This window comes from Isoptericola variabilis, from assembly GCF_050311655.1.
Lineage (GTDB): Bacteria > Actinomycetota > Actinomycetes > Actinomycetales > Cellulomonadaceae > Isoptericola > Isoptericola variabilis.
In genome coordinates, this window is sequence record NZ_JBNOZM010000002.1 from 251,042 (window position 1) to 265,942 (window position 14,901).

Below are 14,901 nucleotides of genomic sequence, written 5' to 3' on the forward strand. Positions count from 1 at the left end.
TGTCCTCCGCGGGGTCGTCGGCCCAGGGTGGTCGGCCGGTTCAGGGGCAGGACCCGCCGCACCGGGAAAACTCATCGGCACAGAAACCTTCCACTGTGAGGTTTTGGGGGTAGGCTCGTCTCGGCTTCCGGCGTCGTGCGGCGCACTTTTGTACGAGCATCGACGGAAGTCGGACCGCAGACCCTGCGTAAGGAGCCCTCAGATGCCCATCACGTCCGTGCAGCTGTACTCGCTGCGCGATGCCATCGCCGCCGACCTGGACGCCGCCCTCGCGCGCGTGCGGGAGATCGGCTACGAGCACGTCGAGCCGTACGCGTTCGTCGAGCGCGTCGGCGACTTCGAGCGCGCGCTCGCCGCGACCGGCCTCGCCGCCCCGTCCGGTCACGCCGCCGTGATCGACGCCGCCGAGCCCGACGTCGTCTTCGAGGCCGCCGCGCGCCTCGGCATCGGGATCGTCATCGACCCGTTCGTCCCGACCGAGCGGTGGCAGACGGCGGACGACGCGAAGCGGCTCGCCGACCGCGTCAACGAGCTGACGGTCCGGGCCGCCGGCCATGGCCTGCGCTTCGGCTACCACAACCACCAGTGGGAGTTCACGAACAAGGTCGACGGGCGCCCGGTGTTCGAGATTTTCGCCGAGCACCTCGACCCCGAGGCCGTGCTCGAGGTCGACACGTTCTGGGCCACGGTCGGCGGCGCCGACGCGCCCGCCGTGCTCAAGACGCTCGGCGACCGCGTCGTCGCGATCCACGTCAAGGACGGCGAGGTCTCCGGCGACATCGCGACCGTGCTTCCCTCCAGCGAGAGTGCGCTCGACGTGCCGCCCGCGCTCAAGGCCGCGTACGAGAACCAGGTGCCTGCCGGCCAGGGCGACGTCGACGTGCCGTCGATCCTCGCCGCGGCGCCGCAGGCCATCCGCGTCGTGGAGTTCGACTCCTACGCCGGCGACGTCTTCGAGGGCGTCGCCGCGTCGCTCGCCTGGCTGCGGGAGAACGACAAGTGAGCCGCGTGGGCGTCGGCATCATCGGTGCCGGGAACATCTCCACGCAGTACCTCGAGAACCTCACGAAGTTCGCCGACGTCGAGGTCCGGATGGTCGCCGACGTGCTGCTCGACCGGGCGCGCGCGCAGGCCGAGGCCTACGGCGTGCCGTCGTCGGGCACGGTGGCCGAGCTGCTGGCCCGCGACGACATCGAGATCGTCGTCAACCTGACGATCCCGGCCGTGCACGCCGAGGTCGGCCACCAGATCGTCGCGGCCGGCAAGCACGTGTGGAGCGAGAAGCCGATCGCCACCGACCACGCGTCGGCCGCAGCCCTGCTGGCCGCCGCCGAGGCGAAGGGGCTCCGCGTCGCGTGCGCCCCGGACACCGTGCTCGGCGCGGGCATCCAGTCCGCGCTGCGCGCGATCGCCCGCGGGGAGATCGGCGAGCCGCTGACGGCGACGACGATGTTCCACGTGCCCGGCCCGGAGGCCTGGCACCCGGACCCCGACTTCCTGTACGCGACGGGCGCCGGCCCGCTGTTCGACATGGGCCCGTACTACGTGACGACGCTCGTGCACGCGCTCGGCGCGGCGTCGCGCGTCCAGGCTGTGTCGTCGAAGTCGCTCGACAAGCGGACCATCGCGTCCGGCCCGCGCGCCGGCGCGACGTTCCCCGTCGAGGTGCCCACCCACCACGCGGCGCTGATCCAGTTCCGCGGCGGGCAGTCAGCGCAGTCGACGTTCTCGTTCCAGCACGCCCTGCCCCGCGCCGGGTTCGTCGAGATCAACGGCACCACGGGCACGATCGTGCTGCCCGACCCGAACGTCTTCGACGGCGACTCCACGCTGTGGCGCTACGGGCAGGACGAGCCCGAGACGATCGCCGCGACCGGCTCCACCTGGGGGCGTGGGACCGGCGTCGTCGAGCTGGCACGCGCGATCCGCGAGGGTCGGCCCGAGCGGGCGTCCGGCGCCGTCGCGCTGCACGTGCTCGACGTGCTGCTCGCGATCCGCGACGCCGCGGAGTCGGGGACGGCGGTCGACGTCGCGTCCAGGGTCGACGCACCGCCCCCGCTGGCGGAGGACTTCGACCCGGCGGCGTCGACGTTCTGACGCCACCCGTGACGAGGGGCCGGGTCCCGCGGGACCCGGCCCCTGGTCGTGTCAGGACGCAGGAGGAGGCGGCACCAGCCGCTCGAGCAGCTCGAGCACGCGCGCGCCGTCCACGGCGTCGGGGTCGAGCAGCCACTGCACCTGGATGCCGTCGGACGCGGCGATCGCCAGCGCGGCGAGGTCCACGGCGTCCACGGAGGGGTCGATGCGGCCCGCCTCCTGGTCGGCGCGGACCCTGTCGGACAGCTCGGCCCGCAGGCGTGCGAAGCGCTCGCGGAAGAACTCGCGCGTCACCGGGTGGCCCTCGCCGGCCGCGTCGCCGGCGAGCGTCGTGTAGAGCTGGACGAGGCCGGGCACCTCGCGGTTGAGGACGGCGCTCTCGCGCATCCCGCCGACGGCGGACGGCGGTGGGCCGTCCTTGCTGTCGCGCTGCCCCTCGTGCGCGCGGTAGACCGCCACCAGGAGGTCGTCGCGAGACGGGAAGTAGTGCCGCAGCGTGGCGTGCGAGACGCCGACCGCGTCGGCGACGGACCGCAGCGAGGACGCGTCGACTCCGTGCTCCGCGACCAGCCGGAGCACCTGGTCCAGGATCTGCGCCCGGCGCGCCGCGCCCTTCGCGTAGCCTCGCCGGGGTGCCGCGTCGTCGCCCGTCGCGCCCCCGGTATCGCTCACCGGGCCAACCTATCGACAATTCCGCTTCGACATCCCCGCTCGAGGTCCCGGTTCGACGTCCCGGCGCGACGTTCCCGGCGGTGCCGTGCGTGCATCGGGCACCTGGCGTACCACCGGAGCATGCCTTCGACGAAGAACGGCGCGCCGACGCTGCGCACGATCACCACCGACATCCCCGCCCGGCTCGACCGCCTGCCGTGGGCGAGGTGGCACTGGATGATCGTGATCGGCCTGGGCACGGTGTGGATCCTCGACGGCCTCGAGGTGACGATCGTCGGCAACCTGTCCGACGCGCTCAAGGGGGACACCGGGCTGGGCCTGACGAGCGCGGACATCGGGCTCGCGGGCGCCGTCTACGTGACGGGCTCGTGCCTGGGCGCCCTGGTCTTCGGCCAGCTCACCGACCGGTTCGGCCGCAAGCGGCTGTTCATCCTCACGCTGCTCGTGTACCTCACCGGTACCGTGCTCACGGCGTTCTCGATGAACCCGCTGTACTACTTCGCGATGCGGTTCGTCACCGGGCTGGGCATCGGCGGCGAGTACGCGGCGGTCAACTCCGCGATCGACGAGCTGATCCCCGCGAAGTACCGCGGCCGGATCGACATCGCCATCAACGGGTCGTACTGGCTCGGGGCCGCCGGCGGTGCGCTGCTGACCATCCCGCTGCTGAACCCGGAGCTGATCCCGGCCTGGCTGGGGTGGCGGCTGTGCTTCGCCCTCGGCGCGGTGCTCGGGCTGTGCGTGCTGTTCGTGCGGCGCAACGTGCCGGAGAGCCCGCGGTGGCTGTTCATCCACGGGCGCGAGCGCGACAGCGAGCGGATCGTCTCCGGCATCGAGCAGCGGGTCGCCGAGCAGGACGGGGTGGACCTGCCGGAGCCCGAGGGCAGCCTCACGGTGAAGCAGCGGCACACCGTGAGCCTCGCGCGCGTCGCACGGACGGTGTTCGCCGAGTACCCGCGCCGCACGGTGCTGTGCCTCGCCCTGTTCGTGGGCCAGGCGTTCCTGTACAACGCGTTCTTCTTCACGTTCGGCGACACGTTGCAGACGTTCCTCGGGGTGGGGCAGACCGGCGCGTACATCGCGCTCTTCGCGGTGAGCAACTTCCTCGGGGCGCTCGTCCTCGGCCCCTTCTTCGACAAGGTCGGGAGGGTGCGGATGATCTCCGGGACGTACATCGTCTCCGGGGTCCTGCTCGCCGTCGCCGGCCTGATGCTCGGCGGCCTCACGGCGTGGACGCTGACGTTCTTCGGGATGGCGGTCTTCTTCGTCGCGTCGGCGGGGGCGAGCTCCGCGTACCTCACCGCGAGCGAGGTCTTCCCGATGGAGACCCGGGCGCTGTGCATCGCGTTCTTCTACGCGATCGGCACCGCGGTCGGCGGCATCACCGGGCCGCTGCTGTTCGGCCGGCTGATCGAGTCCGCCAGCCAGGCGGAGGACATCTCCGGCATCGCGGTGGGTTACTACATCGGCGCCGCGCTGATGGTCGCGGGCGGGGTGGTGGCGATGTTCCTCGGCGTGGGCGCCGAGCGGCGATCGCTCGAGGACGTGGCGACGCCGCTGTCCGCGCAGGACGCCGACCGGGCCGTGGAGAGGTGACCGGACCGCTCGCACGCCGCTGACCAGCCGATTGGGTTCTCAGATACCCCCCGGGGTATTGTCATGCCATGACCGAGACCAGCACCGCACCGGAGACCGGCGCCCGCTCCGCGCGCCGTCGCATCGTCGTCGTCGGGGGAGTGGCCGGCGGCATGAGCTTCGCCGCGCGCGCCCGGCGTCTCGACGAGGCCGCCGAGATCGTGGTCCTCGAGCGCGGGGCGCACGTCTCGTTCGCGAACTGCGGCCTGCCGTACCACGTGGGCGGCGAGATCCCCGACGCGGAGCGCCTCCTCGTGCAGACCCCGGAGTCCCTGCGCGCGGCCCTCGCCCTCGACGTCCGCACCGGCCACGACGTGACCGGGCTCGACACCGCGCGACGCGTCGTCACCGCGACCACCGTCGACGGCGTCGTCGAGCTGCCGTACGACGCCCTCGTGCTGTCGCCGGGCGCCCGCGCCGTGCGGCCACGGATCGACGGGCTCGACTCCGCACGGGTGCGCACGCTGCGCACCGTCGACGACGCCCGGACGCTGCGTGAGCGCGTGCAGGGCGGCGCGCGCCGCGCCGTCGTGCTCGGCGCCGGGTTCATCGGCGTCGAGGCCGCCGAGGCGCTCGCGGCCGCCGGCCTCGAGGTCACGCTCGTCGAGCTCGGCCCGCACGTGCTGCCGCCGCTGGAGGACGAGGTCGCGCACCCCGTCACCCAGGAGCTGCGGCGGCTCGGCGTGACCGTGCGGACCGGGGTGGCCGCCGAAGTGGTCGAGACCGGCGCGGACGAGGACGTCGTGGTGCTGGGCGACGGCACGCGGGTGCCGGCCGACGTCGTCGTCCTCTCGGTCGGCGTGCGCCCGGACACCGAGGTCTTCGAGGCCGCGGGGATCGAGTGCGAGCGCGGCGCGATCGTGGTCGACGAGCACGGCCGTACCTCGGCCCGGGACGTGTGGGCGGTCGGCGACGCGGTCGTGCAGGCCGACGCCGTCACGGGCCTGCGGCGCCCGGTAGCCCTGGCCGGCCCTGCCAACCGCGCCGGGCGCCTCGTCGCCGACGACGTCGTCCGGCCGGGTGCGGCCCGCCCCCTGCCTGCGCCCCTGGGCACGGCGATCGTGCGGATCGGCGAGCTGACCGCGGCCACCACGGGGGCCAACCGGGCCGCGCTGACCGCTGCCGGGCTCGCGTTCCGCACGCTCCACCTGCACCCGAACCAGCACGCCGGGTACTTCCCCGGTACCAGCCAGGTGCACCTCGTGCTGCACGTGCGCCCGGACGACGGGCTCCTCCTCGGCGCCCAGGCCGTGGGGCGTGACGGCGTCGACAAGCGCATCGACGTGCTCGCGACCGCGCTGCGCGCCGGGATGTCGGTCGAGGACCTCATCGACCTCGACCTCGCGTACGCGCCGCCCTACGGCCAGGCGAAGGACGCCGTGAACCTCGCCGGGATGGTCGGGTCCAACGTGCTCGACGGCACCCTGCGTCTCTGGTACGCGCAGGACGTGGACGCCGTCCTCGCCGACGCGCTCGTGCTCGACGTCCGCACCCCGCAGGAGGTCGCGACCGGCCACCTGCCCGGCGCCGTGCTCATCCCGCACACGGAGCTGCGCGGGCGCCTCGACGAGGTCCGTGCCGCCGCGGCCGGACGGCCCGTACGGGTGCTGTGCGCGTCGGGCGTGCGCTCAGCGATCGCCCACCGCGTCCTGGCGCAGGCGGGGTTCGACTCCGCGTCCCTGTCCGGCGGGACGCTCACCCTGCGCGCCGTCCTGGGTGACCGTGCCGACGAGCTCCTCGTGACGCCTGCGGCCGCTGCCGCCTGACCCGGCACGACCTGACCCGGCACCGCCTGACCCCACGCCACCTGATCCCGACCCGACCGACCCGCTCCGGAGGACCCGATGCTCACCAGCGACACCGACGCCCAGCGCCGCATCGCCAACCGCCTGCGCCGCGCCCGCGGCCAGCTGAACGCCGTCATCGAGGCCGTCGAGGAGGGACGCTCCTGCCGCGACGTCGTCACCCAGCTGGCCGCGGTCTCCGCGGCGCTGGACCGCGCCGGCTTCGCCGTGGTCTCGACCGCGATGAAGGAGTGCCTCGCCGACCCGGACGCCGGCACCGGCGAGGACGGCCTCACCACCGAGGAGCTGGAGAAGCTCTTCCTCACCCTGGCCTGAGCCGGCCCCGGGCCGCGCGACCCCGGCACCAAGCCCTCACCACCACCCATCATCACCCACCACCACCCGAGGAGATCCCCACCGTGTGCTACCCCGTGACCTGCACGACCTGCGGCAAGACGACGTGGAAGGGCTGCGGCCAGCACGTCGACGACGTGCGTCGCTCCGTCCCCGCCGGCCAGTGGTGCTCCGGCCACGACGACGAGCCGGCCCCGGAGCGCGGCGGCGGCTTCCTCGCCCGCCTGTTCGGCCGCTGACGGGTCCGGCCGCCCGCCGATGTCGAGAACCGGCGGGCGGCTCCGTCCCCGGGGCGAGAGGCGGTGACAGGCACCGCCCGCGACGACAGGATGGGGCCATGGCCAAGTACCTGCTGCTGAAGCACTACCGCGGAAACCCGGAGCCCGTGCCCGGCACGGACGTGCCGATGGACCGCTGGACGCCCGACGAGGTCGACGCGCACATGGCGTTCATGGGCCGCATGATCGAGGACCTCGAGGCGCGCGGGGAGTTCGTGGACGCACAGGCGCTGTCCCCGCGGGGCGCCTTCGTCCGGTACGACGGGGCGGGGCGCGCCCCGGTCACGGACGGCCCTTTCGCCGAGACCAAGGACCTCATCGCCGGGTGGATGGCCATCGACGTCGAGTCCGAGGAGCGCGCGTACGAGGCGGCGGCGCACCTGTCGTCGGCGCCCGGCCCGGGTGGGCGTCCGCTGCACGAGTGGATCGAGGTGCGGCCGTTCCTCACCGACGACGCCGAGGTCACGGGGTGAGCGAGCCCCCACGCCGGCACCACCCGTGGGACGAGACGCTGAGAGACCTGGGCCCCCAGGTCCTCGGCGTCCTCGTCCGCCGGGGCGCCGAGTTCGGGGCGGCCGAGGACGCCGTCCAGGAGGCTCTGCTCGAGGCGGTCCGCCGCTGGGACGCGCCGGGCGGCGCGCCGTCCGACCCTAAGGGGTGGCTGGTCACGGTGGCGTGGCGCAAGTTCGTCGACGCGCGGCGCTCGGAGTCGGCGCGCGCGCAGCGCGAGATCCGCGTGACCCTCGAGCCGCCGTCGGGCCCCACGGAGCAGGCGGACGACACGCTGCTGCTGCTGAGCCGGTGCTGCCACCCCGCGCTCTCCCCGGCGTCGGCGGTGGCGCTCACCCTGCGCGCGGTCGGCGGGCTGACGACGGCGGAGGTCGCCCGCGCCTTCCTCGTGCCGGAGGCGACGATGGCGCAGCGGATCTCGCGCGCGAAGAGGACGGTGGCCCGGGAGCGGTTCGGGGAGCCCGGCGACGTGCGCGCCGTGCTGCGCGTGCTCTACCTGATCTTCAACGAGGGCTTCACGGGCGGACCGTCGGGCCGGCCCGACGGCGTCGACCTCGCGGCCGAGGCGATCCGGCTGGCGCGTCAGCTCGTCGCCGCCGTGCCGGACGACGCGGAGGCGGCGGGTTTGCTGGCCCTGCTCCTGCTGCACCACGCCCGCCGGGAGGCCCGCACCACCGCGGCGGGGGAGCTGGTGCCCCTCGACCGGCAGGACCGCTCGCTCTGGGACACCGCGGCGATCGCGGAGGGCGTCGCCCTGCTCCAGGGCGCCCTCGCGCGGGACTGCCTCGGGCCGTACCAGGTGCAGGCGGCGATCGCGGCCCTGCACGACGACGCGGCGTCGCCGGACGAGACGGACTGGGTGCAGATCCTCGAGTGGTACGACGAGCTGGCGCGGCTCGACGCCGGGAACCCGGTGGTGGCGCTCAACCGGGCCGTCGCCGTCGGGCACGTCGACGGGCCGCTCGCCGGCCTCCGCCTCGTGGAAGGTCTGCCGCCCGAGGTCCCGCGCCGCGACGCCGCGGCCGCCTACCTGCACGAGCGGGCCGGCGACCTCGCGGAGGCGGCGCGGCGCTACGCCGTGGCGGCCGACGCGGCCACGAGCACCGCCGAGCGCACGCACCTCACGAAGCAGGCCGCCCGCGTGCGGCAGGAGGCGGGCTGACGGCCGCGGCGGAGCGCTCGCGGGCCCTCAGCGCGGTCGGCTGCCGGCCCGGCCCTCGTCGGCGGGCGGGAGGACGTCGCGCGCCGCGCGGGCCAGCGCCCGCACCAGGGGAGTCTCGGCCTGCGCCCGCCAGGTCAGCACCCAGGTGAGCAGCGGCGCGTCGACGACCGGGACGAAGGCCACGCCCGGGTGCGCGCCGTAGAGCGCCGCCTGGGCGCCGGCGAGGGTGACGCACCGCCGGCTGGCCACCAGCCCGAGCACCTCGTGGAACGTGGACGGGCGGGGCCCACGGCGCGGGATCGGGCGGCCGCTCGGCGTGCGTCGCGGGAGCATCGCGTCGATCCAGTACCCGGGGGTGGCCGGCGGGTCGACCAGCAGGTGGTCCGGGAGGTCCTCCAGCAGCACCCCCGAGCGCCCCGCGAGCTCGTGGTCGGCCCAGACCACCAGGACCCTGCCGGACCGGAAGAGCGGCGGCCCCTCGACCAGGTCGGGCTCCCGCACCGGGCGCCAGGCCGCCAGGGCGTCGAAGTCCTCGCGGCGCAGCGCGGCGAAGGCGTCGCTGAAGTGCGTCTCGCGCAGGGACACCGAGCAGCCCGGGTTGTCAGCCGTGAACCGGTCGAGCACCCCGAAGAACTGGAACGCGTCGTTGCCCATCACGCCGAGGCGGAGCTCGCCGACGGCACCCTCCGCGACCGCGCTCGCGTGCGCGAGGCCGTCCTGGATCGCGTCGTACCCCACCCGCAGCTCGTCGCGGAGCTGCGCGCCGAGCGGGGTGAGGCGCACCCGGCGGCTCGTCCTCTCGAACAGGGCGCCGCCGATCTGCCGCTCCTGGGCCTTGATCGCCTGGCTCACCCGGGCCTGGGAGACGTGGAGGCGCTCCGCGGTGCGGCCGAAGTGCAGCTCGTCGGCCAGCGTCAGGAAGATCTCGATGTCCCGCAGCTCCATCGCACGACCTCGTCCGATAACCCCCGCGTGATCGGACGGTACCGCATCGGCCCTTGATGGACCCCACGAGTCGCCCGACCGTGAGGACGGGGACCGCCCGGTCCCCGTCCGGATCGGACCGAGGAGTCCTCATGGAGCTCACCATCAACGCCGTCACCCTCGCCGTCGAGGACCTGGCACGTTCGCGCGCGTTCTACGCGGACGGGCTGGGCTGCGCCGTCGAGCAGGAGCAGGCCCAGTTCGTCGCGTTCCGTCTCGACGGGGGCTCGGCGCTCACGCTGTACCCCCGGCGGGCGCTGGCCCACGACGCCGGGGTGGACCCCGGCGGCAGCGGGTTCGCCGGCGTGACCCTCAACCTCTACGCCGCCGACGCGTCCGCGGTCGACGCGTTCCTCAAGCGGGCCGAGCAGGCGGGCGGCGCGATCGCCCGGCCCGCGTCGGCGGCGCAGTGGGGCGGCTACTTCGGGTACTTCGCGGACCCGGACGGCCACCTGTGGAAGGTCGTGGCGCCCTGACCTCAGCCGTCGTCTGACGGCCTGCGCAGGCCGAGCCGGTACCAGCGCGGCGACGTGCGGTTCATCGGGAACCCGAGGCCTGCGGTGTCCGCGTCGCGCACGTCGAGCAGGTGCCACGCGTCGAACGCCCCGGTGATCTCCTCCTCGGAGACGCCCTCGACCAGGCGCCGCCACCGGGACGGCCCGAACGCGAGCATGAGCACGGTCGCGCCGGGGCGCGCGAGGGCGGTCACGCCGCGCGCCTCGGCGCCCCGCTGCGCGGGGGCGAGACCCTGGAAGCACCCCACGTCGAGGAACAGGTCGAAGGCCCCGAGCCGGGCGCCGGGCAGGTCCGTGACGTCGCCGACGACGTAGGTGCCGGCCGGGTCGCGACGGCGCGCCTCCTCGATCGCCCGGGGCACGAGGTCGATGCCGACCGCGTCCCACCCCCGGCGGGTCAGCTCGGGCGTGTACTGGCCGCGCCCGCAGCCGAGGTCCAGCGCCCGGCCCAGCGGGGGAGTGCGGCCTGCCTCCTCCCGGTCCAGCACCGCGGCGACGCTCGGCGCCGCCGCCTCGGCGTACCCCTCCCAGGGAGTGACGCCGAGGCGGTACATGCGGGCGTAGTTGGTCATGCGGCCCAGTCCAGCACGACGGCCCCACGCCCGCGCTCCCGCGTCCTCGCGTGCCGCGGGCCGGCGCGCGGTGCTCAGCCGCAGTCGTCGCAGATGCCGGTGGCGGGCAGCGCGGTGAAGCAGGTGGGGCAGATCGCGAGCTCGGGCTCCGGGGCGGCGGGCTTGCGGGCCGGGGCGCTCGCGGCCTTGCGGCGCGGGGCGGCCTTGGCGCGGGCCGGGGCCGGCGTAGCCGACGCCGGGGCGGTGGCTACGAAGCCGTGCTTGCGCAGGATGGCGGCGTCGTCGCACTTGGCGTCGACGAGGTCCTCGGCGCGGGCCGGGACGCCGGTGGCGTACTTGTGGGCGACGCCGAGCACGGCCTTCGAGTCGTAGGTGCGCTCCTCGTGGACGAAGGTGTGACCCGGCGTCGGCGTGAACCCGTAGACGCCGACGAAGGCGTCGGGACCGCGGTCGTCGTGCTCCTCGATCGCCCGGAGGATGTGCTGGCGCGTCACGCTCGAGAAGGTAGCCACGGCATCAGATTAGTCGCGGCGCGGGCGCCCTCCGACCGTCTGGGCCCGACTGTGGCGAGGACCGCACCCGCGACCGGTGCGCCGTCCTGTCTAGAATCGATTCGTGCGCCGGAAAGCCCTTGCCAGCACGTCCGACCAACCCCTGCTCGACGGCCAGCGGCCGGTGCGGTCGCTGCTGCGCCTGCTCGGCACCCAGCCGCGCCGCATGACCGCGGCCCTGACCGCGTTCGCGGTCAAGGAGACGCCGCTGTGGTTCCTGCCCGTGATCACCGGCGCCGTGATCGACATCGTGGCCGACGGCGGCCCGGTCACCTCCGTGCTGGTGTGGTTCGCGGTCGCGGTGGTCCTGCTGGCGCAGAACTACCCGAACCACCTCGTGTACACGCGCCACTTCATGACCGTGGTGCGCGGCACCGGAGCCGCCCTGCGCAACGCGTTGGTCGAGCGCCTCCAGGCGCTGTCCATCGGCTACCACACGCGCGCCAGCTCCGCCGTCGTGCAGAGCAAGGTGGTGCGCGACGTCGAGAACGTCGAGCTGATGCTGCAGCAGGTCACGCACCCGCTGCTGTCGGCTACCATGGTGATGGTCGGCGCGGTGACGATGACGGCACTCAAGGTGCCCGAGTTCCTGCCGGTGTACGCCCTGGCCATCCCGACGGCGCTGCTGATCCGGCGCACGATGTCGCGCCGCTCCCAGGCCCGCAACGAGGAGTTCCGCCGGGAGATCGAGGGGTTCTCGTCGCGGGTCGGGGAGATGGCCTCGCTCATCCCGGTGACGCGCGCCCACGGCCTGGAGCGCACGGCGGTCTCGCGGGTGGCGGACGGCGCGGACGAGGTCCGTCGGGCGGCGCTGCGCCTCGACCTGCTCAACGGGCGCGTCGCGTCCGTCTCGTGGGTCGCGATGCAGCTGCTCGGGGTGTGCTGCCTGGTCCTGGCCGCGGTCGTCTCCCTCACCGGGATCATCGCCGTCACTCCCGGCGAGGTGGTGCTGCTGTCCACGTACTTCGGACTCCTCACCCAGGGCCTGACCCAGGTGCTCAACCTGGTGCCCGTCACGGCGCGGGGCGTCGAGTCGGTGCGGTCGATCGCGGAGGTGCTCGCCGAGCCCGACCTGGAGCGCAACGAGGGACGTCGCCAGGTCGACGGCGTGCGCGGGCACCTGCGGCTCGAGCACGTCTCGCACCGGTACCCGGACGCCACCGAGGACGCGCTGCACGACGTCGACCTCGAGGTCCGGGAGGGGGAGACGGTCGCCTTCGTGGGGCCGTCCGGGTCCGGCAAGTCCACGCTCCTCAACCTCGTGCTCGGTTTCGTGCGGCCCACGTCGGGACGCCTCCTGCTCGACGGCGCGGACATGGCCGCGCTCGACCTGCGCACGGTGCGGCGGTGGGTGTCGGTCGTGCCGCAGGAGTCGGTGCTCTTCGAGGGCACGATCCGGGAGAACGTCGCGTACGGGCTGGACACCGCCGGCGAGGACCCGGCAGCGACCGACGCCCGCGTGCGCGCCGCCCTGCGCGACGCCAACGCGCTGGAGTTCGTCGACGCCCTCCCGGACGGCTGGGACACGGTCGTCGGGCAGCGCGGCGCCCGGCTGTCCGGCGGCCAGCGCCAACGCATCGCGATCGCCCGCGCGCTGGTGCGCGACCCGCGCATCCTCTTCCTCGACGAGGCCACCAGCGCCCTGGACCCGGAGGCGGAGGGTGTCGTGCGCGACGCCCTCGACCGGCTCATGCGCGACCGCACGACCCTCGTCGTGGCGCACCGTCTCTCGACGGTGCGCGCGGCGGACCGCATCGTCGTGCTCGAGCACGGCCGCGTGGTCGAGGTCGGCAGCCACGACGAGCTGATGCGCCGCGGAGCCCGGTACGCCGCGCTGCACGCCGCGCAGGCGGGGGCGGCGTAGTGCCGGGCGATGGCGTGCCGGGAGGCTCAGGCGGCGGCGCGCAGGGCGGGCAGGGCGGCGGTGACGTCGTCGAGCTCGCGCAGGGCGTGCTCGCCGGAGGACAGCACCACCACGAACTCGGTGACACCCGCCGCGGCGTACCGCTCGACGAGCCCCGGGAGCTCGGCGAGCGGGTGCTCGCGCAGCCGCAGCTGCACCGTGCGCCGGATCTCGGCGGGGTCGCGCCCGACGTCGGCGCAGTGCCTTTCGAGGACGTCGCCCAGCGCGGCGACCTCCTCCGGCGTGCTGGACGTGTCGTTCCACGCGTCCGCGTACCGCGCCACCAGGCGCAGGGTGCGCCGGGGCCCGGAGCCGCCCACCCAGATCGGCGGGTGCGGGCGCTGCACGGGCTTGGGCTCCGCGACCGCGTCCACCAGCCGGTAGTGCGCGCCGCCGAACGTGGTGCGCGGCCGCGTCCAGAGCGAGGTGAGGATCTGCAGCGACTCCTCCAGGCGGTCCATGCGCTCCCGCACGGTGCCGAGGTCGAGCCCGTACATGGTGTGCTCGTGCTCGTTCCAGCCGGCGCCGATCCCGAGCTCCAGGCGGCCCCCCGACAGGTGGTCGACGGTGGTGGCCAGCTTGGCCAGCATCACCGGGTGCCGGTAGGAGTTGCCCGACACCATGCAGCCGATCCGCACCCGCGAGGTGGCCACCGCCATCGCCGCCTGCATGGCCCACGCGTCGAAGATCGGACGGTCGTCGTCCGCGCCCAGGGAGGCGAGATGATCCATCACCCACACGTGGTCGAACCCGGCCTCGTCGGCGGTCTGCCAGACCTGGCGGAACGTGCCGACGGGGGCGTCCTGCGTGAGCTTGACCCCGAAGCGCAGCGGGGCGTGGGCCGGTCGCGTGTCCATCCGTCCATCCTGGCGGGTGGGCACCGGTGGTGACCATCCACGACGTCGCGCGGCACGTCGGCGTGTCCGCGGCGACCGTCTCCAACTACCTCAACCGCCCCGAGAAGGTGGCTCCGGCGACGACGGCGCGCATCCGGGCCGCCGTGGAGCAGCTCGGGTTCGTGCCGAGCCTGTCCGCGCGGCAGCTGCGCTGGCAGCGCTCCGGCATCGTCGGCGTGTCGGTGATCAACGCGTCCAACCCGTTCTTCGCGGACGTCGTGACCGCCGTCGAGCGCGTGGTCGCCGGCGCGGACCTCACCCTCGTCACGGGCAGCACCCACGAGTCGCCCGAGCAGCAGGAGCGCCTCGTCGCCCTGTTCGAGCAGCTGCGCTTCGACGGCATGGTGGTGGCCCCGCACGACGCGCAGATGGCCGCGCTGACCGCGCGCAAGGACCGCGGCAGCCCCGTCGTCGTGGTCGACCAGCAGGACCCGGCCGGGCGGCTGTCGACCGTGTCGCTGCGGCACCGGGAGGGCGGCCGGCTCGCCGCGCAGCACCTGGTGGACGGCGGACGGCGTCGCCTGCTCGCGGCGACCGGCCGGGCCCGCGTGCAGCAGGTGCGCCGCCGGCTCGCCGGGATGCAGGAGGTCGTGGACGGCACCGCGGGGGCGACGCTCCAGGTCGTGCACTCGGACGACCTGGGCATGGCCGAGGGCGCCGAGGTGGGCCGTCGGATCGCCGCGGCACCCCCCGGCGAGCGGCCGGACGCCGTCCTGGCGGGCAACGACATGCACGCCCTCGGTCTCGTGCGCGCCCTGCTCGACGGCGGCGTGCGGGTGCCGGACGACGTCGCGCTCGTCGGCTACGACGACATCCCGTTCGCGACCACCGGCGCCGTCCCGCTGACCACGGTGCGCCAGCCCGCCGACGCCATCGGGACCACAGCCGCCGAGATCCTGCTGCGGGAGATCGACGACCCGGCCTCCGCACCGGAGGAGGTGCTGTTCGACCCGGAGCTGGTGGTGCGCGCGAGCACCTGAGGCCGGCC

Annotated in this window: 16 protein-coding genes; 11 read left to right on the forward strand and 5 right to left on the reverse strand. The window is 74.5% G+C overall.

Annotated features, from left to right (window positions below; genetic code table 11):
- Positions 1 to 202: 202 nt before the first annotated feature.
- Positions 203 to 1,003 (forward strand): sugar phosphate isomerase/epimerase family protein, encoded by an 801-nt coding sequence (locus tag ACQP60_RS05545; RefSeq protein ID WP_429729191.1) that lies wholly within the window; start codon positions 203 to 205, stop codon positions 1,001 to 1,003.
- Positions 1,000 to 2,097, forward strand: a complete 1,098-nt coding sequence (locus ACQP60_RS05550) for a Gfo/Idh/MocA family protein (protein WP_429729192.1) — start codon at positions 1,000 to 1,002, stop codon at positions 2,095 to 2,097. The genes ACQP60_RS05545 and ACQP60_RS05550 overlap by 4 nt, the downstream gene beginning before the upstream one ends.
- Positions 2,098 to 2,148: 51 nt before the next feature.
- Here the strand turns inward: ACQP60_RS05550 and ACQP60_RS05555 are convergent, their stop codons facing one another.
- Positions 2,149 to 2,769, reverse strand: coding sequence for a TetR/AcrR family transcriptional regulator (locus ACQP60_RS05555; RefSeq protein ID WP_429729194.1), 621 nt, complete (start codon positions 2,767 to 2,769; stop codon positions 2,149 to 2,151).
- A gap of 120 nt (positions 2,770 to 2,889) precedes the next feature.
- On the opposite strand from ACQP60_RS05555, the gene ACQP60_RS05560 reads away from it, so the two are divergent.
- The 6 genes from ACQP60_RS05560 (at position 2,890) to ACQP60_RS05585 (ending at position 8,492) form a co-directional block, all read left to right on the forward strand.
- Complete coding sequence (locus tag ACQP60_RS05560) at positions 2,890 to 4,365, forward strand: MFS transporter (protein ID WP_429729195.1); 1,476 nt, start codon at positions 2,890 to 2,892, stop codon at positions 4,363 to 4,365.
- A 68-nt stretch (positions 4,366 to 4,433) separates the two neighbouring features.
- On the forward strand, positions 4,434 to 6,170 hold the full coding sequence (locus ACQP60_RS05565; RefSeq protein WP_429729196.1) for an FAD-dependent oxidoreductase: 1,737 nt from the start codon (positions 4,434 to 4,436) through the stop codon (positions 6,168 to 6,170).
- Positions 6,171 to 6,248: 78 nt separating this feature from the next.
- Entirely contained in the window at positions 6,249 to 6,524 is a 276-nt protein-coding gene (locus ACQP60_RS05570) for a metal-sensitive transcriptional regulator (protein ID WP_429729198.1), read from the forward strand.
- 95 nt (positions 6,525 to 6,619) lie between these two features.
- Entirely contained in the window at positions 6,620 to 6,781 is a 162-nt protein-coding gene (locus tag ACQP60_RS05575) for a hypothetical protein (RefSeq protein WP_429730009.1), read from the forward strand.
- Between the two features lie 98 nt (positions 6,782 to 6,879).
- Positions 6,880 to 7,293, forward strand: coding sequence for a YciI family protein (locus ACQP60_RS05580; protein ID WP_429729200.1), 414 nt, complete (start codon positions 6,880 to 6,882; stop codon positions 7,291 to 7,293).
- Positions 7,290 to 8,492 carry an RNA polymerase sigma factor gene (locus ACQP60_RS05585; RefSeq protein ID WP_429729202.1) on the forward strand — a complete coding sequence of 401 codons (1,203 nt, stop codon included), beginning with the start codon at positions 7,290 to 7,292 and terminating at the stop codon, positions 8,490 to 8,492. The genes ACQP60_RS05580 and ACQP60_RS05585 overlap by 4 nt, the downstream gene beginning before the upstream one ends.
- A gap of 27 nt (positions 8,493 to 8,519) precedes the next feature.
- Here ACQP60_RS05585 and ACQP60_RS05590 read toward each other — a convergent pair whose 3' ends face one another.
- Positions 8,520 to 9,437, reverse strand: coding sequence for a LysR family transcriptional regulator (locus ACQP60_RS05590; RefSeq protein WP_429729204.1), 918 nt, complete (start codon positions 9,435 to 9,437; stop codon positions 8,520 to 8,522).
- A gap of 131 nt (positions 9,438 to 9,568) precedes the next feature.
- On the opposite strand from ACQP60_RS05590, the gene ACQP60_RS05595 reads away from it, so the two are divergent.
- Positions 9,569 to 9,952 (forward strand): VOC family protein, encoded by a 384-nt coding sequence (locus tag ACQP60_RS05595; protein WP_429729206.1) that lies wholly within the window; start codon positions 9,569 to 9,571, stop codon positions 9,950 to 9,952.
- Between the two features lie 2 nt (positions 9,953 to 9,954).
- Here ACQP60_RS05595 and ACQP60_RS05600 read toward each other — a convergent pair whose 3' ends face one another.
- Positions 9,955 to 10,563, reverse strand: coding sequence for a class I SAM-dependent methyltransferase (locus ACQP60_RS05600; RefSeq protein WP_429729208.1), 609 nt, complete (start codon positions 10,561 to 10,563; stop codon positions 9,955 to 9,957).
- Between the two features lie 74 nt (positions 10,564 to 10,637).
- Positions 10,638 to 11,057, reverse strand: a complete 420-nt coding sequence (locus ACQP60_RS05605; protein ID WP_429729210.1) for a ScoMcrA-related endonuclease — start codon at positions 11,055 to 11,057, stop codon at positions 10,638 to 10,640.
- Positions 11,058 to 11,178: 121 nt separating this feature from the next.
- Between ACQP60_RS05605 and ACQP60_RS05610 the strand changes: the two genes are divergently transcribed.
- Complete coding sequence (locus ACQP60_RS05610) at positions 11,179 to 12,978, forward strand: ABC transporter ATP-binding protein (protein WP_429729212.1); 1,800 nt, start codon at positions 11,179 to 11,181, stop codon at positions 12,976 to 12,978.
- A gap of 26 nt (positions 12,979 to 13,004) precedes the next feature.
- Here the strand turns inward: ACQP60_RS05610 and ACQP60_RS05615 are convergent, their stop codons facing one another.
- The gene (locus ACQP60_RS05615) at positions 13,005 to 13,874 is read right to left on the reverse strand and encodes an LLM class F420-dependent oxidoreductase (RefSeq protein WP_429729214.1); all 870 of its coding nucleotides are present in this window, start codon (positions 13,872 to 13,874) and stop codon (positions 13,005 to 13,007) included.
- A gap of 29 nt (positions 13,875 to 13,903) precedes the next feature.
- On the opposite strand from ACQP60_RS05615, the gene ACQP60_RS05620 reads away from it, so the two are divergent.
- Entirely contained in the window at positions 13,904 to 14,893 is a 990-nt protein-coding gene (locus ACQP60_RS05620) for a LacI family DNA-binding transcriptional regulator (RefSeq protein ID WP_429729216.1), read from the forward strand.
- Positions 14,894 to 14,901 lie beyond the last annotated feature (8 nt).